17 protein-coding genes are annotated in these 22,218 nt (G+C 38.8%); 13 read left to right on the forward strand and 4 right to left on the reverse strand.

Annotation, left to right across the window (positions count from 1 at the left end; translation table 11 throughout):
* Positions 1-26 precede the first annotated feature (26 nt).
* The 4 genes from ACLPIE_RS07325 to ybfF form a co-directional block, all read right to left on the reverse strand.
* Complete coding sequence (locus ACLPIE_RS07325) at positions 27-2,126, reverse strand: type I secretion system permease/ATPase (protein WP_430260868.1); 2,100 nt, start codon at positions 2,124-2,126, stop codon at positions 27-29.
* 3 nt (positions 2,127-2,129) lie between these two features.
* Positions 2,130-3,458, reverse strand: a complete 1,329-nt coding sequence (locus ACLPIE_RS07330) for an HlyD family type I secretion periplasmic adaptor subunit (protein WP_430260869.1) — start codon at positions 3,456-3,458, stop codon at positions 2,130-2,132.
* Positions 3,459-3,472: 14 nt separating this feature from the next.
* The gene (locus ACLPIE_RS07335) at positions 3,473-5,560 is read right to left on the reverse strand and encodes a peptidase domain-containing ABC transporter (protein WP_430260870.1); all 2,088 of its coding nucleotides are present in this window, start codon (positions 5,558-5,560) and stop codon (positions 3,473-3,475) included.
* A 240-nt stretch (positions 5,561-5,800) separates the two neighbouring features.
* Positions 5,801-6,577 (reverse strand): esterase, encoded by a 777-nt coding sequence (gene ybfF / locus ACLPIE_RS07340; protein WP_430260871.1) that lies wholly within the window; start codon positions 6,575-6,577, stop codon positions 5,801-5,803.
* A 340-nt stretch (positions 6,578-6,917) separates the two neighbouring features.
* On the opposite strand from ybfF, the gene seqA reads away from it, so the two are divergent.
* The 13 genes from seqA (at position 6,918) to kdsB (ending at position 22,174) form a co-directional block, all read left to right on the forward strand.
* Positions 6,918-7,460, forward strand: coding sequence for a replication initiation negative regulator SeqA (gene seqA / locus ACLPIE_RS07345; RefSeq protein ID WP_430260872.1), 543 nt, complete (start codon positions 6,918-6,920; stop codon positions 7,458-7,460).
* A gap of 56 nt (positions 7,461-7,516) precedes the next feature.
* On the forward strand, positions 7,517-9,151 hold the full coding sequence (pgm, locus tag ACLPIE_RS07350; protein WP_430260873.1) for a phosphoglucomutase (alpha-D-glucose-1,6-bisphosphate-dependent): 1,635 nt from the start codon (positions 7,517-7,519) through the stop codon (positions 9,149-9,151).
* Positions 9,152-9,441: 290 nt separating this feature from the next.
* Complete coding sequence (serC, locus tag ACLPIE_RS07355; RefSeq protein WP_430260874.1) at positions 9,442-10,530, forward strand: 3-phosphoserine/phosphohydroxythreonine transaminase; 1,089 nt, start codon at positions 9,442-9,444, stop codon at positions 10,528-10,530.
* Between the two features lie 122 nt (positions 10,531-10,652).
* Positions 10,653-11,927 (forward strand): 3-phosphoshikimate 1-carboxyvinyltransferase, encoded by a 1,275-nt coding sequence (gene aroA, locus ACLPIE_RS07360; protein WP_430260875.1) that lies wholly within the window; start codon positions 10,653-10,655, stop codon positions 11,925-11,927.
* A gap of 183 nt (positions 11,928-12,110) precedes the next feature.
* The gene (gene cmk, locus ACLPIE_RS07365; protein ID WP_430260876.1) at positions 12,111-12,794 is read left to right on the forward strand and encodes a (d)CMP kinase; all 684 of its coding nucleotides are present in this window, start codon (positions 12,111-12,113) and stop codon (positions 12,792-12,794) included.
* Positions 12,795-12,968: 174 nt separating this feature from the next.
* A complete protein-coding gene (gene rpsA / locus ACLPIE_RS07370) occupies positions 12,969-14,642 on the forward strand; it encodes a 30S ribosomal protein S1 (RefSeq protein ID WP_004909559.1) in 1,674 nt (557 codons plus the stop codon).
* 54 nt (positions 14,643-14,696) lie between these two features.
* A complete protein-coding gene (gene ihfB / locus ACLPIE_RS07375; RefSeq protein ID WP_430260877.1) occupies positions 14,697-14,984 on the forward strand; it encodes an integration host factor subunit beta in 288 nt (95 codons plus the stop codon).
* A 333-nt stretch (positions 14,985-15,317) separates the two neighbouring features.
* Positions 15,318-17,714 carry a DNA internalization-related competence protein ComEC/Rec2 gene (locus ACLPIE_RS07380; protein WP_430260878.1) on the forward strand — a complete coding sequence of 799 codons (2,397 nt, stop codon included), beginning with the start codon at positions 15,318-15,320 and terminating at the stop codon, positions 17,712-17,714.
* A gap of 36 nt (positions 17,715-17,750) precedes the next feature.
* Entirely contained in the window at positions 17,751-19,496 is a 1,746-nt protein-coding gene (gene msbA / locus ACLPIE_RS07385; RefSeq protein ID WP_430260879.1) for a lipid A ABC transporter ATP-binding protein/permease MsbA, read from the forward strand.
* Positions 19,493-20,491 (forward strand): tetraacyldisaccharide 4'-kinase, encoded by a 999-nt coding sequence (lpxK, locus tag ACLPIE_RS07390; protein WP_430260880.1) that lies wholly within the window; start codon positions 19,493-19,495, stop codon positions 20,489-20,491. Before msbA ends, lpxK begins: the two co-directional genes overlap by 4 nt.
* A 402-nt stretch (positions 20,492-20,893) precedes the next feature.
* Complete coding sequence (locus ACLPIE_RS07395) at positions 20,894-21,109, forward strand: cold-shock protein (protein WP_004256206.1); 216 nt, start codon at positions 20,894-20,896, stop codon at positions 21,107-21,109.
* A gap of 133 nt (positions 21,110-21,242) precedes the next feature.
* The gene (locus ACLPIE_RS07400) at positions 21,243-21,422 is read left to right on the forward strand and encodes a Trm112 family protein (protein ID WP_008911883.1); all 180 of its coding nucleotides are present in this window, start codon (positions 21,243-21,245) and stop codon (positions 21,420-21,422) included.
* Positions 21,423-21,427: 5 nt separating this feature from the next.
* Positions 21,428-22,174 carry a 3-deoxy-manno-octulosonate cytidylyltransferase gene (gene kdsB, locus ACLPIE_RS07405; RefSeq protein WP_430260881.1) on the forward strand — a complete coding sequence of 249 codons (747 nt, stop codon included), beginning with the start codon at positions 21,428-21,430 and terminating at the stop codon, positions 22,172-22,174.
* Positions 22,175-22,218: the final 44 nt, after the last annotated feature.

Raw genomic sequence — 22,218 nt, forward strand, 5'->3', positions numbered from 1 at the left:
CATATGAGTGATGCTTTTTTCAGCTCTTACTGGGTTTGTTGTCGCCACAAACTGGCGTATAGCCCTTTGGATTTTAGGAGATTGTCATGAGTGTCTATTTCGATGATTTGCCCATTGTTTAGCACACATATTTTATCCGCATGCATAATCGTGTTTAAGCGATGTGCAATGCTTATCACAGTTCTTCCCTGTGCGATCAATGGCATGTTTGCCATAATGGCGGCCTCTGATTCGTAATCCAGTGCAGAAGTGGCTTCATCAAGGATTAAAATGTCGGGCTCTGTCAATAAAGCGCGGGCCAGTGCAACTCTTTGTCGCTGACCACCGGAGAGATTTCCCCCTTTTTCTGATAAGAGATAATTAAAATTGTCAGGTAAATCCATGATGAAATCATAAGCACCGGCTAATTTTGCTGCATGAATAACCTGTTCATCGGAAGCTTGCGGCATACTTAAGCGGATATTATCAGCAATACTCCCAACGAAGAGAGTACTTTCTTGTAGGACAACACTCATTCTCCGTCTCAGTGATATCGTATCTGCTACAGATAAATCCGTACCATCAACAATGACTTGCCCGTGTTGCGGTATATAAAGCCGCTGTAATAGTTTGGTTAAGGTACTTTTTCCTGAACCAGATGGGCCTGTAATACCAATAAATTCCCCTGCATTAACGCTCAGGGAGAGATTATTGAGAACCTCTGGTGTATCGGGATGATAGCGAAATCGGATATTTTGAAATTCAATTTTTCCTTGAATATTGGTGGTGCTTGCAAGACCTTTTCTCTCATTTTCGATAGGGTTGTCTAAGATATCCCCAACGCGGCGTAGTGAGATTATTGTATGTTGAAAGTCTTGCCAAACTTGGGCAAACCTTAAAACAGGTTGAGTAACATGTGAACTTAGCATATTAAATGCGACTAACTCTCCCGCCGTCATTCCTCCATTTAACACCTCTTTCACACCGACCCATAAGAGGATTGCTGTAGTGACTTTACTGACAAGAGTTATCAACTGAGTTGCAACCTCACTACGCATCGAAACTTTAAAATTTTGCGTCAACTGTTTACTGAATATTTTCTTCCAGCGTTGATTAAAGTATTTTTCTGTCGCGGTTGTTTTTATCGTTTCTATTCCAGTGATGGTTTCCGTGAGAAAAGTCAGGCCGTTTTCATCCGCTTGATAAGATTTTTCAGTTTGTTGGCGAATGATTGGGCCTAGTACCATCCATAGGACAAAAAATACCCCCATTGACCCTAATAAAATCCATGCCATTACGCTGCTATAGGAAAATAAAATAGCGATAAATAACAGTACAAAAATAGAATCAATAAATAACATTAGAGTTGAACCAGTTAGAAATTGCCGTATATGCGCTAATTCCCGAACCCGCGCAATAATTTTTCCTGTGGCTCTGGTCTTAAAATAATTTAAAGGGAGAGCCATAAGGTGGCGATAAATCTTTCCAGATAGTTCTGCACTAATTTGCCCGCTAGTATGACTGAAAATCTTATTACGAATAAACCCATATATAGGTTCAGCAATAGCTATCCCCATGATAGCTAAAGCAATAATGTGCAAATTGGAGAGGCTTCGGCCAACTAGCACTTTATCAATTAAATTTTGAAATAATAAAGGGCTCACTAAAGCAAATATCTGAATAATGGCAGAAAGGATAAAAATATTTCGTAATTTAGCTAGTTGCCTTAGGATGGAAGGAACAAACCAACTAAAGCCAAAGGCTTTTTTTTGCTCAGATTCCAACTGCTCTTTAATTAACAGAACATCAAATTCAGTTTCCTGCTCAATATTTATGTCTTTAATTGGCTTGCTTTCATCATTAAGTGGGTTAATGAGTACTAACTCATTATCTTGATATAGAATTTGCCAAGTTCCACTTGTATAGATTAGAGCAGGAAGAGGAATATGAGCTAACTTTGAATACGGTGAAGTAATTAGCCCTGTTTCATAGCCTAAAATGTGAGCACATTCTCTAATTTCCCATTCTGTCGGGGAAATTGTTTGCATACCAATGGCGTGTCTGAGTTGATCAGCCGTGACATTTTTATGGTAATACTTAGCTACCCATACTAAGGCATCCAATCCATTATTATTTAGCTGTTCCATCAATTATCTTTCTCTCATTGCATTAGATGTGTATTCATTTATAGGGCTAAGTAAATAATCGATGACTCGGCGCTTATCTGTTTTTATTTCAGCAACGATAGAAAGCCCTGGAGTGAGTTCAATGTATTTACCGTTAACCAATAATTCTTTCTTGTTAAGCCCTATTTGCCCTAAGAAAACGAGGCCAAGATTTTCATCTTGTGTACTATCACGTGAAATGGAGATAATTTCGCCTTCAATGGTGCCGTAACGTGTGTAGGGAAAGGCATCTATTTTGACATCGGCTCTTAACCCTTCGCGAATGAACCCAATATCTTTGTTCAAGATTTTGATTTCTGCTAATTGCACATGATTGTTTGGCACGATAACCATCAGCTGTTGTGCGGGTTGCAGTACCGCACCTAAAGTATAAGTTGAGAGCTGTTGTACAGTACCATCTACTGGCGCACGAATAACTTCAAGTTGGTTCCTTTCTTTGCTTTTTAATAGTTCCTGTTCAAGAGAAACTTGTTTGAAAGCAGCTTGTTTATACTTGTCATCCCATTCTTGTTTTTTTTGCGCTTTGATCCTCTTTTGTTTTTCAATTAATGCATTGTGTTGGCTTGCTAATGTAGATAACTCAGATAATTTATTTACCTTTTCTTTTTTTGCGATTAACAGCTCTCGTTCTTGCTCTAAAAATTCTTTCTGGCTGATTAATTGCTTCTGAGTCAGTGAACGATGTGCATCAAGTCGCTTTTTAATGTTATTTATCAAAGCATCAATAGACCTTAGTTCATTCTTACGTGCCCGCTGGTTAACGATGTTTATCTGTATATCATTGCCAATTTCGTTGACCAGTGATGTAAACTCCGCTAGTTGGGTTTGATAGCTGGCTAATGCGCTTTTTTGCTCTGCTTCCGTTAACTGATAAAAGCCGGGGAATTGAGTTATAGGTTGCTGAGAGAGCAGGGCCTGATGGATTAATGTCTCAGCTATTTGAAAATTATGTTGATAACTCAAGCTAAGAATATCTTGATCAACCCCCAGCACATTGACTGTCAGTAACGGGTCACCTTTTTTGACGGCTTGACCATCCACAACGTGGATCTGTTGTAATCGACTTAACTCAAACGCTTGAATGAGTTGTGTACGACCCGACACAATTAATTTCCCTTGAGTGGTGGCTTGAATATCTAACTTGCCAAAGTATGCCCAAGCCACGGCAATGAAAATACCAATACTGATTGATATCGCGACATACATGGCTAAATAAGATGGTGGTGTTTTTAAAATTGCTAAATGAGATGGTAAAAAACTATTATAACGGTTGCGTTCTAATCGATGTTTCATGTTACGTCCGTGTCTTATTTTAGTGACTGTTGCAGGGCCCATAAATGTTTATAGAAACTATCTTGATCAATAAGCTGCTGATGGCTGCCTTGTTCAATAATTTCTCCATTTTGCATGACAATAATTCGCTGGTGGTGGCGAATTGTTGATAAACGGTGTGCGATAGTAATCACGGTTCTTCCTTTAGCTATCACATCCATGTTTTCTTGAATAATAGCTTGGGATTCATCATCTAAAGCACTGGTGGCCTCATCAAAAATAATCACTTTTGGGTTAGCTAGTAGTGTGCGGGCAATTGCTATACGCTGTCTTTGTCCTCCAGAAAGGGATGTTCCCCCTTCAGCGAGTACTGTGTCATAACCCATTGGTAATTTAAGGATAAAATCATGGGCTCCAGCCATTTTAGCTGCACAGACTACGTCATCCATTGATGCATCCGGTGATGTTTGGGCTATGTTGTGAAAAACCGACTGGCTAAATAAAAAGTTCTCTTGTAAAACAATACCAACTTGTTGCCTGAGTGAATGTAAATTAATATTTGATATAGGTACGCCATCAATATATACAGCGCCATTTTCAGGGGTGTAAAGCCTTAAAAGCAAACGGGCAAGGGTGCTTTTTCCTGACCCTGAGGTGCCAACAATCCCAATGGTTTCTCCTGCTTCAATTGCTAAATTAAAGTTTTTAAGGACATAAGGCATATTGGGTTGATAGCGGAATGAAACATTTTTAATGTGGATATTCCCATATATAGGTAGGATATTATCTTGTTGGCTTTGTTCCACCGGTAAATTGATAATTTGAGAAAGCTTTTCGATGGCAACGCCAGTACGAATATAATCTCCCCATAGTTTGACGAGTTTGACTAATGGTTGATTTGCATGGTTGACCATCATATGAAAAGCAATATATTGGCCAATAGTCATTTGCAAAGCTAATACTTCTGAGGCGCCAACCCACAATACAATGGCGCTAGTGATTTTTTCAATTGCCATCACTAAGTGCTCAGAACGAGAACTAATTTGCCCAGAAATAAAATTAGTTTGGCTCATATCTGATGTTTGTCCATCCCAACGGCGAGTAAAGTTAGGCTCTACAGATAAACTTTTAGCGGTCTCAATACCATTGATTGTTTCTGTCAAAAATGAGGTATTAATGGCAATATTAGTAAATTGTTGTTGTGCCGCGGTCTCGATTTTGGGCGTGAGCCACCAAGCTAATAAAAGATAAAGGGGAATAGAACATAAGAATATTAGTGTAAGTGTGGTAGAAATTAAATTCATCACATAGATAAATACAAATAAAAATAATACATCAACGCATAATGTGAAAAAACTACTCGTTAAAAACTCTCTTATGGTTTCTAATTCCTTGACGCGAGTAACAATGGCTCCAATTTGCCTATTTTTAAAAAATGGAATAGGTAACTGAAGTAAATGTTTCAGTAGTTTTAAACCAAGGGTCATATCTATACGATTAACGGTATGGTGGTAAATATATTCACGCAATCCTTTTAATATTACCTCAACGAGTGCAGCAATAATTAAACCGAAAATTAAAACATCCAATGTAATTAAGCTATTATGAATTAGAACCTTATCCATAATGACCTGCATCACAATAGGTGAAACTAGCGCTAATATTTGCAGAATAAATGAAAAGAATAAAACCCATAAAATAATAGACTTATACTTCATGAATTCGGCTTGAAACCAAGTGATATCAAATTGCCCTTGTTTAAAATTAATTTGTAACCAATGTCCGTTCCAGTGCTGCTGTAGCTCTGCAATACTCCAAATTTCTGGTGGTACGTTACCAAATTTCTGTACTAATACTTGTTCTTGATTTTTATTAGCTAATAAAAAAGCTTCATTTTTCTCATTATATAAAATAGCAGGGCAAGAAATCCTAGCGATATCTTTGTTTTTTTGATATTTATTCCTGAGATTAATATTATGCTTTTTTTTTATGGATTTTAAGGTGTTATTGTAATCAGTCTGTTGTTTTAATGTCTTTTCAAGTTCCTGTGGGTTTATTTGTCCCGATAACTTTGCAATAACACTGATGAAATATAGCGTGGATTGTGATTGAATACTTTCCATTTTTTATATTAATCATTCCTTTTTCTTGATGATAAATGAGTGTTTATATTAAATGTTAATTTAACATTGTTAATAATTTCGATCTTTTAAAATTTGATAATACAATGTTTATAATTATCTTTATATTGAAGTTAGTCTCATTGTTTTATTTGTTGAGGAATTAGATTTTATATATTTTATAGATTTGGATATTGAAAAGGCGCGTGCCTTTTCAATATCTAGCTTAATAAGAAAAAATAACTATTCAGGAATGGATAAAAAACGGTGGATAGCTCTTAATACATGCTCTGGTTTTTCAGCATGTACCCAATGCCCAGTGTCTGCGACAACCCAAGCTTTCGCTTTAGGAAATTGTAATGCGATTTGATCTTTATATTCAGCTTGCACATAAGGGGAATTCCCTCCAGGGATCAACAATACAGGTTTATCCCAAGCAGGAACGGTTTCCCAACCAATAATTTTATCATAATTGGATTTTAGGGCTGGCAGATTGAATTTCCACTCTCCTTGTTTAAAGGATTTAAGGAGAAATGAAATAACACCATCTTCATCGATGATATTGCGCATAATCGAAGTGGCTTCTTGGCGAGTCTTGGCTTGTGCTTTCGTCACATCATCAAGGGCAGCAAAAATTTTATCGTGTCGGCGAACTTGATAAGCGACTGGGGCAATGTCGATAGCGACAACTTTATCAATAAAATCAGGTTCTAAGGCGGTAGCAGCCATCGCTATTTTTCCGCCCATTGAATGCCCTATTAAAATGGCATTTTCATAACCTAATGACTTTATTAGGTTAATTATATCTTGAGCCATTTGCTGGTAGCTCATTTGCTCATCACGAAAAGAGTCACCGTGGTTACGCACATCGACTTGAATGATGTCAAAGTAATGTTGTAGATCACGGCCTAATACACCTAAATTATTTAGGTCACCAAATAGCCCATGAATCAAGACAATAGGGCTATTGGAAATAGGATTTTCAGGTTTATGGACAGTATAGTTAAGTAACACAGTCATATTTGTTCTATCAATTTATCAGTGATACAAGTAGGCCTATCATGTCATGGCTGAGAGTAAAATCCAAATGGTCATATAGACTTTATGAGGTCATTTCAAAAGGATGGAGTTATAAGCTGTACCCGATAAAAATCGGTTTTTGTGGGAGAGAATTTAAGAAAATTAAACGTTGCCACTAAGGTGAAATAAGCAAAACAATAAGTTGGTAACATACTGAATTACCATTAAACTTAGAATATTGTTTACTTTAAGTTATTGAAATTTTAATTGTTTTGTTTTTTTTAAATCTGTCTTATAATCACAACGCAAATTTTAGTTAAATAGAAAGTACTGGGAAAAAATGAAAACGATAGAAGTTGATGAAGAGCTTTACCGCTATATTGCGAGCCATACACAGCATATCGGTGAAAGTGCATCGGATATCTTGCGCCGTATGTTAAATTTCAAATCCGGGCAGCCAGTACAAGCAAAAGAAATTCGTCAGGAACAGCCAATAAAAGCTGAAACTGCAATAAGTACACCCGCTGTTGCCCCAAACCCTGTGAGAGTCATTAGAGAGCTTTTGTTATCTGATGCTTATGCAGAAAAAAGCAAAGCTATTGACCGCTTTATGTTAATTCTGTCTACTTTATATAGTTTAGATGCGAAGCGTTTTGCGAGTGCAACAGAATTAATGCATGGTCGAACTCGTATTTATTTTGCTGGCGATGAGCAAACATTACTCGCTGCCGGCAAACAATCAAAGCCTCGGCATATTCCCGGAACACCTTATTGGGTGATCACGAATACGAATACGAATCGTAAACGTAGCATGGTGGATGCCATCATGCAGGAAATGCAGTTTCCTGCCAATGTGATTGAAAAAGTAAGTAACACCATTTAAAAATTGAAATATCACTGATGTTGGTAACAAAGCATCAGTGCTTTGGGAGAAAACAAGTGACAATACATGAACGCGCAGGGCAGCTTCCATTTCAAAGTGACTTGATCAATGTCGCTCAATTAACCGCTCAATATTATGCGCAACAACCGCAGTCTGGAAATTCGTCCCAAGCGGTTAAGTTTGGTACTTCAGGGCATCGTGGTAGCTCATTGCGTAAAAACTTTAATGAAAACCATATATTAGCTATCGCACAAGCGATCGCTGATTTGCGTAAAAAGCAGGGTGTTACAGGCCCTTGTTATGTAGGTAAAGACACACACGCTTTATCAGAAGCGGCTTTTATTACTGTGGTTGAAGTGTTAGTTGCGAATCAGGTTCATGTCATTGTTCAGGAAAATAACGGGTTTACTCCAACCCCAGCTGTTTCCCATGCTATTTTAAGTTATAACAAATCACATCAAGACATTGCAGATGGTATTGTGATCACACCATCACACAACCCACCAGAAGATGGCGGTATTAAGTATAATCCAGCTAATGGTGGGCCTGCTGATACCGATCTAACCTCGGTTATAGAGCAAAATGCCAATCAATTATTAGCCAATAATCTTGATGGCGTAAAACGAATAAGTTTTGATTCTGCGATGGCAAGCGAATATCTTACCCAGCAAGACTTAATCATGCCTTATGTCTCAGCTCTGGGCGATGTTGTTGATATGAAAGCCATTGCTAAGTCGGGTCTGAAAATTGGTGTCGACCCGCTTGGTGGTTCTGGTATCGAGTATTGGAAAAAAATTGCAGAGCACTATCATCTCGATATCGAAATTGTAAACGACCAGTTGGATCAAACTTTTCGTTTTATGCCACTTGACCATGACGGTGTTATCCGCATGGACTGCTCATCAAGTTGGGCGATGGCGGGCTTGCTTGGAATGAAAGAGAAGTTTGATCTTGCCTTTGCTAATGATCCAGATTACGACCGTCATGGCATTGTCACACCGGATGGGTTAATGAATCCAAATCACTATCTTGCTGTTGCCATTGATTATTTATTTCAACATCGCCCTCAATGGGGTAAAGATGTAGCGGTTGGTAAAACGTTGGTTTCTAGCGCTATGATTGACCGTGTGGTTAATGATATCGGGCGTGAGTTAGTCGAGGTTCCTGTTGGATTCAAATGGTTTGTCGATGGCTTATTTAGTGGCAAATTAGGTTTTGGCGGTGAAGAAAGTGCTGGCGCATCGTTTTTGAAATTTGATGGTACACCGTGGTCAACGGATAAAGATGGTATCATTCTATGCTTACTTGCTGCTGAAATTACGGCGGTTACAGGCGAAAATCCTCAGCAACGTTATAATAATCTTGCTAAAAAATTTGGCGCGCCAATTTATAACCGTATTCAAGCGAAAGCTACTTACGAGGAAAAGGCCAAATTAAGTAAACTATCGCCAGAAATGGTTGCTGCCGATACTTTAGCCGGTGACAAAATTACTCAGCGCTTGACGACTGCACCGGGTAATGGAGCCTCAATAGGTGGCTTAAAAATCATGACGGATTATGGTTGGTTTGCGGCTAGGCCATCAGGTACGGAAGAAGCGTATAAAATTTATTGTGAAAGCTTCCGTGGTGAAGAACATTTACGTCTTATTGAAAAAGAAGCCATTGAAATAGTAAGCAAAGTAATTAGTTAATTTGTTTTTCTTTGGCTGAGATAAAAAATCATTTCAACGAATATCCCGAATGATAGAGTGAATTATATTATTCGGGATATTATCTCTTATTAATTGCTAATTTCTCCATAAAATGGCGCAGGTCAATAGTGTGACGGAATTAACAAAAGTCTTTTCTCTATAATCAAAAAATAACTGTGCTTGTTTTCGTTAGAAGCCCACAATAACCGTTGCAGCTAAAGGCTTGGAATGGTACAACTTTAAGGCTCCAAGTCAGTTTTACTAACAATATTGAAGATAGGGTGAGGTCGATGAGTCAGGTTTATAATTTTAGTGCAGGTCCAGCTATGCTACCTGTTGAAGTCATGCGTCGCGCTGAACAAGAATTTTGTAATTGGCAGGGTTTAGGTGTTTCGGTGATGGAGGTGAGTCACCGAGGAAAAGACTTTATTGAAGTAGCAAAAGAAGCTGAACAGAATTTGCGTGCTTTATTAAATGTTCCAGATAATTATAAGATTTTATTCTGCCATGGGGGTGCGCGCGCCCATTTTGCCACTATTCCAATGAATTTATTGGGTAATAAGACCACGGCAGACTACATTGTTAGTGGTTATTGGTCAGAATCTGCGGCAAAAGAAGCTGAGAAATACTGTAAACCTAATGTCATTCAAATTGCAGAAGAAAAAGAGGGTATTGTTAGCTTAAAACCAATGAATGAATGGCCATTAAGTGATGACGCTGCTTATGTCCATTACTGCCCAAATGAAACTATCGGTGGGTTAGCTATTCATGAAGAACCTGACTTCCCGAAAGATAAAATTATAGTTGCTGACTACTCTTCATCCATCTTATCTAAACCTATTGATGTTAGTCGTTATGGTGTTATTTATGCAGGTGCTCAGAAAAATATTGGCCCTGCGGGTTTAACGATTGTTATTATCCGTGAAGACTTACTTGGAAATGCATCGCCACAGACTCCTTCTGTGTTTGATTACACGGTACTGGCTGAATATGAATCTATGTTTAATACACCACCGACTTTTGCTTGGTATTTAGCGGGAATGGTTTTCAAATGGTTAAAAGAGCAAGGCGGTTTGCAGGAAATGGCAAAACGTAACTATGAAAAATCACAACTACTCTATAATGCCATTGACGATAGTCAGTTTTATATCAACCGTGTGGCTGTTGAAAATCGTTCTTGGATGAACGTACCATTTCAGATGCAAAATCCTGCATTAGATGCCAAATTTATTGAAGAAGCAAAAGCTCAGGGGCTGCTGTCATTAAAAGGTCATAAAGTAGCTGGTGGGATGCGAGCTTCGATTTATAACGCGATGCCATTAGCTGGTGTACAGGCTTTGGTTGATTTTATGGCTAATTTTGAGCGCCACAACGCCTAGTGTTTTTATTAAACCAGTTAAATAGGATGTTTGGCTGGTTTTTGTGTCCTTCTATATTTAATAAATAAAACAGTGGGACCAAATTATACTCTTTGCAAACCTCACTGGAGAATATGCTTTTTATGCAATCCCTGACATTACAACCTATCTCTTCAATTAACGGCACGATTAATTTGCCAGGGTCTAAAAGTGTCTCAAACCGCGCATTATTGCTCGCTGCGATGGCAAAAGGGACAACGGTACTTACCAACTTATTAGATAGCGATGACATTCGCCACATGCTAAATGCACTTAGCTTACTTGGTGTGAAGTATCAACTATCAGAGGATAAAACACGTTGCAGTGTTGAAGGTTTAGCTGGCAATTTATCTCATCTTAATGAGTTGGAAATATTTTTAGGCAATGCAGGGACTGCGATGCGCCCACTTACTGCTGCATTATCGTTAAGTCATAACAACATTATTTTGACTGGCGAGCCACGAATGAAAGAGCGCCCAATTGGACACTTAGTGGATGCATTAAGGGAAGGTGGTGCAGTCATCGAATATTTAGAGCAAGAAAATTACCCACCAATTCGCCTAAAAGGTGGTTTTACTGGCGGGGAAATATCGGTGGATGGCTCGGTTTCAAGCCAGTTTTTAACTGCGTTATTAATGGCCGCGCCTCTTGCAGAAAAAAATACGACTATCACTATTATCGGTGAATTAGTCTCTAAGCCCTATATTGATATCACTCTAGCGCTGATGAAAACCTTTGGTGTCACTGTTGAAAATCATCAATACCAACAATTTTTAATTAAAGGTCAACAGCAATACCAGTCACCGGGAGAGTACTTGGTTGAAGGAGATGCCTCCTCAGCTTCCTACTTTTTAGCTGCGGCAGCAATAAAAGGTGGAATTGTTCGTGTGACAGGAATTGGGCGTAATAGCTTACAGGGTGATACTAAATTTGCTAACGTGCTCGAAAAAATGGGAGCAACCATTCGCTGGGGCGATGATTATGTAGAATGTGAGCGTGGAACACTAACAGGTATTGATATGGACATGAATTCAATTCCTGATGCAGCAATGACTATAGGTACAGTGGCTCTGTTCGCGAAAGGGGAAACTGTTATTCGTAATATATATAATTGGCGCGTTAAAGAAACTGACCGCTTATATGCGATGGCAACGGAGTTACGCAAAGTTGGCGCAGAAGTGGAAGAAGGCCACGATTATATTCGTATTGTTCCACCAGAAAAATTAAAACACGCAGAAATTGAAACCTATAACGACCATCGTATTGCCATGTGTTTCTCGTTAGTTGCGTTATCGGATACCCCTGTGACTATTTTAGACCCAGGTTGTACGGCGAAAACGTTCCCTGATTATTTCGAACAATTAGCCTGCTTAAGTTAATTAATTAGGTAGGTTGATATCATAAATGAAATATCAACCTACTTAATCATTTCGTTCAATTTTCTCCTATTTTATCGCAATCATCAGAACCTGCTTATTTCACAAAACTGGCGAATTGGTATAATACCGCCACTGATTTTAATTGCAGTTAGCAAATGCTATTTGCAGAAAAGGAGACTTTTTATGGTGGCGATAGCCCCTGTAATCACCGTTGATGGACCAAGCGGAGCGGGTAAAGGCACACTTTGCCAAGCATTAGCAAACGAATTTGGATGGCAACTTTTAGACTCTGGCGCAATTTATCGTGTGTTAGCATTGGCTGCGTTACATCATCACGTTGATATCCAATCAGAGGATGCATTAGTACCTTTAGCCGCAAACTTAGATGTGCGTTTCGTTCCTGAAGAAAAGGTATTAAAAGTGATCCTTGAAGGGGAGGATGTCTCTAATCAAATTAGAACTGAAACAGTTGGGAACACTGCATCACAGACGGCGACTTTTCCTCGAGTTAGAGAAGCTTTGCTCAGACGCCAACGTGCTTTTAGAACCATGCCGGGGCTTATTGCTGATGGCCGAGATATGGGCACAGTCGTCTTTCCTGACGCGCCAGTAAAAATTTTCCTTGACGCTTCTGCACAAGAGCGTGCACATCGTCGTATGAAGCAGTTGCAAGAAAAGGGCTTTGATGTTAATTTTGAACGTCTTTTAAGTGAAATTGAAGAGCGCGATTTTCGTGATCGTAACCGTTCAGTTGCGCCCCTTATTGCCGCGAAAGATGCATTGGTGCTGGATTCCACAAGTATGTCTATTGAGGAAGTCATTGAAAAAGCACACACCTACGCAAAAAAAATTCTACAATTATCGTGATAATAAGCTTTATTTTAGCTTATAATTAGATAATATACGCACTTACCGCTATGTTGATTATATTATTAGCATAGCATCTACCTTGCGACATGGAATGTTGTGGGGTCTGTGAAACAACCCCATTTGGCGGGAAGCTAAGTGGACGTTAATTAAAGACACTTGAAGATCATTAATATGACTGAATCTTTTGCTCAACTCTTTGAAGAATCCCTGCAGAATATTGAAACTCGTCCTGGTTCTATCGTTCGTGGTACTGTTGTTGCCATCGATAAAGACGTAGTACTGGTAGACGCAGGTCTTAAATCAGAATCTGCTATCCCAGTAGAACAGTTCAAAAATGCTCAGGGTGAGCTAGAAATCCAAGTTGGCGACGAAATCGATGTGGCTCTGGATGCAGTAGAAGATGGTTTCGGTGAAACTATCCTGTCTCGTGAGAAAGCTAAACGTCATGAAGCATGGCTGATGCTGGAAAAAGCTTACGAAGAAGCTGAAACTGTAACTGGTGTTATCAACGGTAAAGTTAAAGGTGGTTTCACTGTTGAACTGAACGGCATTCGTGCGTTCTTACCAGGTTCACTGGTAGATGTACGCCCAGTTCGTGATACTACTCACTTGGAAGGCAAAGAGCTTGAGTTCAAAGTAATCAAGCTAGATCAGAAACGCAACAACGTTGTTGTTTCTCGTCGTGCTGTAATTGAATCTGAAAGCAGCGCTGAGCGCGATCAACTGCTGGAAAACCTGCAAGAAGGCATGGAAGTTAAAGGTATCGTTAAGAACCTTACTGACTACGGTGCATTCGTTGATCTGGGCGGTGTTGACGGCCTGCTGCATATCACTGACATGGCTTGGAAACGTGTTAAACACCCAAGCGAAATCGTCAACGTTGGTGATGAAATCAATGTTAAAGTTCTGAAATTCGACCGTGAGCGCACTCGTGTTTCTCTGGGGCTGAAACAACTGGGCGAAGATCCTTGGGTCGCAATCGCTAAACGTTACCCAGAAGGTACTAAACTGACTGGTCGCGTAACTAATCTGACTGACTACGGTTGCTTCGTCGAAATCGAAGAAGGCGTTGAAGGTCTGGTTCACGTTTCAGAAATGGATTGGACTAACAAAAACATCCACCCATCTAAAGTTGTTAACGTTGGTGATGTTGTTGAAGTTATGGTTCTGGATATCGATGAAGAACGTCGTCGTATCTCACTGGGCTTAAAACAGTGTAAATCTAACCCATGGCAGCAATTTGCAGAAACTCATAACAAAGGCGACCGCGTTGAAGGTAAAATCAAGTCTATCACTGACTTCGGTATCTTCATCGGTCTGGACGGCGGCATCGATGGCCTGGTTCACCTGTCTGACATCTCCTGGAACGTTGCAGGCGAAGAAGCAGTTCGTGAATACAAAAAAGGTGATGAAATCGCAGCTGTTGTTCTGCAAGTCGACGCAGAGCGTGAGCGTATCTCTTTAGGTGTTAAACAGTTAGCTGAAGATCCATTCAACAACTACTTAGCAGCAACTAAGAAAGGCGCAATCGTTACTGGTAAAGTAATCGCAGTTGATGCTAAAGGCGCAACTGTTGAGCTGACACTGGGCGTTGAAGGTTACCTGCGTGCATCAGAAGCTTCACGTGACCGTGTTGAAGATGCAACTCTGGTTCTGAACGTTGGTGATGATGTTGAAGCTAAATACACTGGTGTTGATCGTAAAAACCGTGTGATCAACCTGTCTGTTCGCGCTAAAGACGAAGCTGATGAGAAAGACGCTGTCGCTGCTGTGAACAAGCAAGAAGATACTGCATTCGGCAACAATGCGATGGCTGAAGCTTTCAAAGCAGCTAAAGGCGAATAATTAAGTGGGGGTAACTTCGGTTATCCCTTTGTATCGGTAGTTTAGGGAGGTACTATGACCAAGTCTGAATTAATTGAAAGACTGGCTAGCCAGCAATCTCATCTTTCAGCGAAAACCGTTGAGGAAGCTGTAAAGGAAATTCTTGAGCATATGGCGGATACGCTAGCCGATGGTGAGCGTATTGAAGTCCGTGGTTTCGGCAGTTTTTCTCTTCACTACCGTGCTCCACGAGTTGGCCGCAACCCAAAAACTGGCGATAAAGTGGAACTGGAAGGTAAATATGTTCCACATTTTAAACCAGGTAAAGAGTTACGTGATCGTGTAAATATTTACGGTCAATAATTGGCTAGTAAATCTTAATTATTACAACAAACAGCGCTTGCATATTGTATAGCGCTGTTTTTTTATATCCATATCCATATCCATATCCATATCCATATCCATATCCACATCCACATCAACACTGTTAATTGTAGAAATAGTATCCAATCTAATTTCAATATGGGATGTATGGCGTTGATAGTTTTGCGAGGCATTTCGCAAGCAAATGTAAGTAATATACTTATCTGTAAAATAAGTGAGAAACGCTACGAAAAATAGATGCTGTTAGATTAAAAATAAAATAAATTTTGGCAAAATTGAAATCATGACAAGTAGAGAAGGAATCAGTAATGAATGGCAAACATTGTCCAAATATTAGCAGGGGTATGCTATAAGGTAGGGTATAAGGCTGTAGGGCATTGTCATCAAGCATCAATTTCAGTAACTGTTGCTGCAATTGCATTGATTGTTGGGATACTTCCCTTATTATTTATTACAGAACTTTTAAATTTAGATAATAAAATAATTATATTAGTTTTAATATCACTGTTTTCTATTTTTTATTTTACGAAGAAAGTAGGAAAGTTTGTTTGTTTAATTATTATGGCTTTTCTGTGGGGGAACTGGAATGGTACTAATATTAGGGATAACGTGTATTTTTTATCAAAAACAAATAACCGAATAGATGTCACAGTTATTAGTATTCCAGTAGTAGGAAGAGACCAAAAACTTAAAGTACGTATTGATAAAATCAATAATAATCTTATCTTTCCACCGTTATATGCAACATGGAAAACAAGTGAGTCAGTTTGTGCGGGGCAGTCATGGCGCATTACAGGAAAATTAAGAGCACTACACTCTTCTTTAAACGAAGGGAGCTTCAACCAACAACGCTATCTATTAGCTAATAGAATTATTGGTACATTAAAAAGTAATGATACACAGATATTAAGCCCTGATTGTTCCATCAGGCAAAAAACAATAGATTATTTTTATAAATTAATTATGCCATTAGCAAACTCTGGGGTTATTTATGGGCTCATGTTTGGTGAAAGGACATTACTGTCGTCTCGTCAATCCCAACTATTACAATCTACAGGCTTGACTCATTTAATGGCAATTTCAGGTTTACATATTGGGCTGGCTTATTTCTTCGGTTTTATGATAGCTAGAGGGGGACAGTATTTTCTACCTTTAAAGTATATTAATGAAAAAGTTCCCATTATATTGGGTTTAGTGCTCGCTTTGTTTTACGCGTGGGTCTCTGGACTAGCTATTCCTGCAACACGAGCACTATTTTCGCTACTGTTGTGGGTTTATATTCGTAATAAACCAGTGTATTATTTTTCTTGGCAATGGGCTCTTTGGAGTATAGCGGGAATTTTATTGTTAGACCCATTAGCAATTTTGTCAGACAGTTTTTGGCTATCAGCTTTTGCTGTTTTAGCTATTATTTATTGGTTAACAGTATTTCCATTGCCTCCTCAACTTATTGAAAGGGCTGTGGTGGGTAAAATTATAGCTCTGACTCATTTACAGGTGGGGTTGCTAATTTTATTGATACCAGCACAACTTATTATATTTAATGGTATTAATTTTATGAGCTTAATTGCTAACCTGTGGTTTGTTCCGCTCATTTCTTGGATTGTTGTACCTGCAATTTTAACTCTATTTCTTATCCCAATAGGTGAAGTTCAGAAGGTAATTTTATATTCAATTGATAAAGTTATTGAAATAGGTTTTAAGCCATTAAACTATTTGAGTCGCTTTTGGCTGGAATTCAATAACGTCCCTTACTATCTATTTTTTCTCTGTTGGTTAAGTGTATTAGTCGTCGTGTTCAAATGGTATAAAAGTTATTTTGGGCTTGTTAGTTGCATTATTATTTTAATTCTTGTTGAAAGCAAAAATAGCCAGAAGCCAAAAGGAGATTGGAGCCTAACTGTATTAGATATCGGACATGGGTTAGCGGTAGTTATAGAGCAAAATAATTTAGCATTACTCTATGATACTGGTAATTATTGGAAAGGAAATAGTAATGCACAGCGTCAAATTATTCCTTTTCTTAAATATTGGGGAATAACACCAATTAGTATAATTTTAAGTCATAATCATTTAGACCATACGGGAGGAACAACGGAATTACTTCGTATGTATCCGTGGCTCAGCATCCGCAGTAGTTTTGGTAGCTTATCTAAGATAATAAATAACCAAGGGATCATTGATAAACAGAAAATTACTCATCATCTTCCTTGTATTAAAGGACAAAAATGGCAGTGGGGAGTGTTAACATTCGAAACCTTGTGGCCAGAAAAGTTATCTGAAATCTCGCATAATAATGATTCTTGCGTTATTCAGTTCACAGATGGGTACCATAAAATTTTATTGACTGGAGATTTAGAAAAACAAGGCGAAAAATCTATCGTGGAGATGTACAAACATAAGCTTCAGTCTACTATTTTATTTGCACCACACCATGGTAGTAACACATCGTCAACCAAATTACTGTTAAGAACTGTTAACCCATCAATAGCTTTAGTTTCTTCTGCAAGATATAGCGCATGGAAAATTCCAGCAAAAAAAATCTATTTTCGGTATAAAAATAGCAATATTAGATGGTTAAATACCGCGGAAGAAGGTCAGCTAACATTATGGTTTAAAAAAGAAAATATAAATATTCTACGGTTTAGACATGAAATACAGCCTCGTTGGTATCATCTGTGGTTTGGCTTACCGCTATTTCCCGAGTAGAATAGTGCGCTTACATTAAGTCTGGTAATTAAAAGTATGAATGATAAAGACCTTTCAACAAAACAAACTTTCCACCGCTTATGGCCAATTATTTCGCCTTTTAAAGCGGGTTTAATTGTTGCAGCAATAGCACTTATCATCAACGCAGCAGGTGATGCGTTTATGATTTCTTTATTAAAACCCTTGTTGGATGAAGGCTTTGATAAAGCCGATAATGACGTTTTAAAATGGCTTCCACTTGCGGTGTTAGGTCTAATGATTGTTCGTGGTGGCTCCAGTTTTGTCTCAACCTATTGTGTTTCATGGGTTGCTGGTAAAGTTGTTATGAATATGCGTCGTAAATTGTTTGGTCATATGATGGGAATGCCAGTTAGCTTTTTTGACCAACAATCAACCGGGACATTACTGTCTCGAATTACTTATGATTCAGAACAAGTTGCATCTTCCTCTTCTGGGGCATTGATTACCATTATTCGTGAAAGTGCTTATATTATTGGTCTATTTGCAATGATGCTTTATTACAGCTGGCAGCTTTCACTGATCTTAATCGTCATTGCGCCGGTTGTTTCTATTACCATTCGTATTGTCTCGAAACGTTTTCGTAAAATCAGTAAAAATATGCAAACGGGAATGGGGCACGTTACGGCTAGTGCTGAACAAATGTTAAAAGGGCACAAAGAAGTTTTAATTTTCGGTGGGCAGAAAGTTGAAACAGAGCGTTTTAACAAAGTTAGCAATAATATGCGACGCCAAAACATGAAGATGGTGACTGCATCAGCGATCTCAGACCCGATTGTTCAGTTGATTGCCTCATTTGCATTAGCGTTTGTGCTATATGCGGCAAGTTTTCCAGAGATCCGTGATGAATTAACTTCTGGTACTATTGCAGTTGTATTTTCTTCCATGTTTGCTTTGATGCGTCCATTGAAATCACTGACGAATGTCAACTCTCAATTTCAGCGCGGAATGGCGGCGTGCCAAACCTTATTCGCTATCTTAGATACAGAGCAAGAAAAAGACCATGGTACTAAAGTGCTTAAAGAGGCTAAAGGGGATATCGAGTTTGAACATGTTACCTTTACCTATGAAACAAAAGAGCATCCTGCATTAGATGATATTTCATTTACATTGCCTGCTGGTAAGTCAGTTGCTTTGGTTGGCCGTTCTGGCTCTGGTAAGTCTACCATTGCTAACTTGATTACGCGTTTTTATGATATTGACTCAGGCAGTATTAAAATTGATGGGGATGATATTCGCGAATACACCCTAGCCTCATTACGTAGTCAGGTGGCGCTTGTTTCTCAGCATGTTTATCTTTTTAACGATACTATTGCAAATAATATTGCTTATGCGACGGATGGCAGTTATAGCCGAGAGCAAATTGAGAAAGCAGCAGAAATGGCTTACGCTATGGACTTTGTGTCTAAGCTTGATAAAGGGCTAGATACAGTCATCGGTGAAAACGGTGTGATGTTGTCAGGCGGGCAACGTCAGCGGATTGCGATTGCAAGAGCATTATTGCGTGATGCACCAATTCTTATTCTTGATGAAGCAACGTCTGCGTTGGACACAGAATCTGAACGCGCGATTCAAGCAGCGCTTGATGAGCTACAAAAAAACAGAACATCTTTAGTGATTGCTCATAGATTATCTACGATAGAAAATGCAGATGAAATTTTAGTTATCCAAGATGGTCATATCATTGAGCGTGGTGATCATAAGTCGCTATTGGCTCAAGATGGTGCGTATTCTCAATTACATAGTATTCAATTTAAACAATGATAGAGCGTATTTGGTCTGGCAAATCTTGGCTGTATCTCTTGTTGCTGCCGTTATCTTTCCTCTATGGATTGATAACGGTAATTCGACATATGGCCTATAAAGTTGGACTAAGTCGATCATGGAAAGCTCCAATCCCCATCGTTGTTGTGGGGAACTTAACTGCGGGGGGAAATGGCAAAACCCCTGTTGTTATTTGGTTAGTTGAATCATTGGTCAAGCAAGGTTATCGGGTCGGCGTGGTTTCTAGAGGATATGGTGGTAAATCTGAACATTATCCATTAGTTCTAGATAGTACCACTACGACACAACTTGCAGGTGATGAACCCGTATTGATTTTTCATCGAACAAAAGCCCCTGTCGCTGTTGCGCCTAAACGCAGTGAGGCAATTAGAGCATTGCTAGAAGTCCATCAGTTGGATGTCATAGTCACTGATGATGGTTTACAACATTATGCACTACAACGTGATTATGAAATCGTGGTTATTGATGGTCAACGACGTTTTGGCAATGGTTGGTGGCTACCAGCAGGGCCTATGCGTGAAAGAGCAGGGCGTCTAAAAAGTGTCAATGCAATAATTGTTAACGGTGGTGAACCTAACGCTAATGAAGTGCTAATGACCCTTGAAGGTGAAATAGCTCATAACCTTGTTAACGGTGAAAGAAAAATTGTTACTCAGTTACCTAATGTTGTTGCAATGGCAGGAATTGGCCATCCTCCACGCTTTTTTGTTTCCTTGAGGAGTAAAGGCGTCAAGCTGGTTGGTTCTTATGCTTTCGCAGATCATCAATCTTATGAATTGCAGCAACTTTCTTCCTTAACTAAGGCTGGTGAGAGTTTGTTGATGACAGAAAAAGATGCCGTAAAATGTCAAACGTTTGCTCAAGCAAACTGGTGGTATCTTCCTGTTCAAGCTCAATTATCGACAGATGGGGCTGATAAAATTTTAAGTGAAATAAAAAAACTTATCACAAATAACAAAAAAACTTGCCACTAACGTTTCACTATGGTAATAATATTGTCACTGTGATATAGATCTATTTATTATGTATCTAGATGCAATACATCAGTAAGTGGATTTTATACTAGTTTAATTTTACGCTCCGTTCTTTAGTTAGTCTTCATATCCTCACAAAGTCTACGTTGTTAAGTTGTCGCCCTAACGTTTTGTCATCTTAATGTCAAAATAGACTGTTAACTTCACAGTAGATGTGTGGTACCTGAAATCTATATTTTATGGGCGTTATAAAGAGGTGCACATCATTTAGTGCATGAATAGGTAAAGTTAATTACTCTTTAGTGTATTAATAGTTCGGCAAATTGATAAATGGGAAGCAAAAAAGAGTAATGATACAAAGATAAAAAGAAAAATTGTTCTTAGAACAAAAGGAGTTTTAATATGAATTTTCAATTACATATGGGTCGAGTTAAATGGTTTGACGCAAAAGAAGGTTACGGTTTTATTTCACCATTTAATGGTGGAGATGATGTGTTTGTGACAACGAAATCAATTGCTAATAAAAAAATCAAATCATTATTCGAAGGTCAAAACGTTGAGTTTTCTGTTACTCGTAATTCGGATGGTATAACGGCTGCTGACGTTATCGCTTATTAATTATTAACAGACAATTTCTCCTGCTCTTATCCTCTCATCTTATGCAGGAGATCTTATTCAGAAATTAAGTTAACGGTGATATCTGCATGTGGTATCCTGACTCCAAGTGAGTTAAATCCATTCGGGAGAAAATATGGATCACCGTTTACTTGAAATCATTGCATGCCCTGTTTGCCATGGCAAATTAAGTTATAACAAAGACAATCTTGAACTTATTTGTAAGTTTGATCATTTAGCCTACCCCATCCGTGATGGCATCCCTGTCTTACTAGAAAATGAAGCTCGTCAAGTTTCATTAGATGAAGGGCAATAATTGCTATGTTTACGGTTATCATCCCTGCTCGTTACGCATCGACTCGTTTACCTGGTAAGCCGCTTGCTGATATCCACGGTAAACCAATGGTTGTTCGTGTTATGGAGCAAGCTATTAAGTCTGGTGCAAGCCGCGTTATTGTAGCAACGGATCATCAAGATGTAGCGAATGCGGTGATTGTAGCGGGTGGCGAAGCTTGTATGACCAACCCTAATCATCAGTCTGGCACTGAAAGGTTAGCTGAGGTTATTGACACTTATGGTTTTTCAGATGACGAAATTATAGTAAATGTTCAAGGTGATGAGCCTTTAATTCCACCTGAGATAATTAGCCAAGTCGCTCGTAATCTTCAAGGCAGTAAAGCGAATATGGGGACGTTGGCTGTACCTATCTACGATGCCCCAGAAGCTTTTAACCCTAATGCGGTGAAAGTCGTTACCGATCACGAAGGTTATGCACTGTATTTTTCACGTGCCGCAATTCCTTGGGATAGAGATAATTTTGCAAAAAGCCACGATGTAATCGGTGACTCATTTTTACGTCATATTGGTATTTATGCTTATCGTGCGGGCTTTATTCGTCGTTATATTAACTGGGAAGCGAGTCCTTTAGAAAAAATCGAAATGCTAGAGCAACTTAGGGTGCTTTGGTATGGCGAGAAAATTCATGTGGATGTAGCGAAAGCAACCCCTGGTGCTGGCGTTGATACTCTTGAAGATTTAGAGTTAGTTAGAAAGCAATTTTTAGGCTAAAATAAGGGGGTAATCTCAATGGATTACACCTCAGATTGATGATG

Origin of the sequence: Providencia sp. Me31A, from assembly GCF_050487165.1 — a bacterium.
Lineage (GTDB): Bacteria > Pseudomonadota > Gammaproteobacteria > Enterobacterales > Enterobacteriaceae > Providencia.

Bases quoted from the DNA above. Each gene is read 5' to 3' on its own strand.
- ybfF (WP_430260871.1), bottom strand. From the start codon at position 6,577: ATGACTGTGTTACTTAACTATACTGTCCATAAACCTGAAAATCCTATT.
- ACLPIE_RS07335 (WP_430260870.1), bottom strand. From the start codon at position 5,560: ATGGAAAGTATTCAATCACAATCCACGCTATATTTCATCAGTGTTATT.
- ACLPIE_RS07395 (WP_004256206.1), top strand. From the start codon at position 20,894: ATGAATTTTCAATTACATATGGGTCGAGTTAAATGGTTTGACGCAAAA.
- serC (WP_430260874.1), top strand. From the start codon at position 9,442: ATGAGTCAGGTTTATAATTTTAGTGCAGGTCCAGCTATGCTACCTGTT.
- ACLPIE_RS07325 (WP_430260868.1), bottom strand. From the start codon at position 2,126: ATGGAACAGCTAAATAATAATGGATTGGATGCCTTAGTATGGGTAGCT.
- cmk (WP_430260876.1), top strand. From the start codon at position 12,111: ATGGTGGCGATAGCCCCTGTAATCACCGTTGATGGACCAAGCGGAGCG.
- aroA (WP_430260875.1), top strand. From the start codon at position 10,653: ATGCAATCCCTGACATTACAACCTATCTCTTCAATTAACGGCACGATT.
- ihfB (WP_430260877.1), top strand. From the start codon at position 14,697: ATGACCAAGTCTGAATTAATTGAAAGACTGGCTAGCCAGCAATCTCAT.
- seqA (WP_430260872.1), top strand. From the start codon at position 6,918: ATGAAAACGATAGAAGTTGATGAAGAGCTTTACCGCTATATTGCGAGC.
- msbA (WP_430260879.1), top strand. From the start codon at position 17,751: ATGAATGATAAAGACCTTTCAACAAAACAAACTTTCCACCGCTTATGG.
- ACLPIE_RS07380 (WP_430260878.1), top strand. From the start codon at position 15,318: ATGGCAAACATTGTCCAAATATTAGCAGGGGTATGCTATAAGGTAGGG.
- lpxK (WP_430260880.1), top strand. From the start codon at position 19,493: ATGATAGAGCGTATTTGGTCTGGCAAATCTTGGCTGTATCTCTTGTTG.
- ACLPIE_RS07400 (WP_008911883.1), top strand. From the start codon at position 21,243: ATGGATCACCGTTTACTTGAAATCATTGCATGCCCTGTTTGCCATGGC.
- kdsB (WP_430260881.1), top strand. From the start codon at position 21,428: ATGTTTACGGTTATCATCCCTGCTCGTTACGCATCGACTCGTTTACCT.
- rpsA (WP_004909559.1), top strand. From the start codon at position 12,969: ATGACTGAATCTTTTGCTCAACTCTTTGAAGAATCCCTGCAGAATATT.
- ACLPIE_RS07330 (WP_430260869.1), bottom strand. From the start codon at position 3,458: ATGAAACATCGATTAGAACGCAACCGTTATAATAGTTTTTTACCATCT.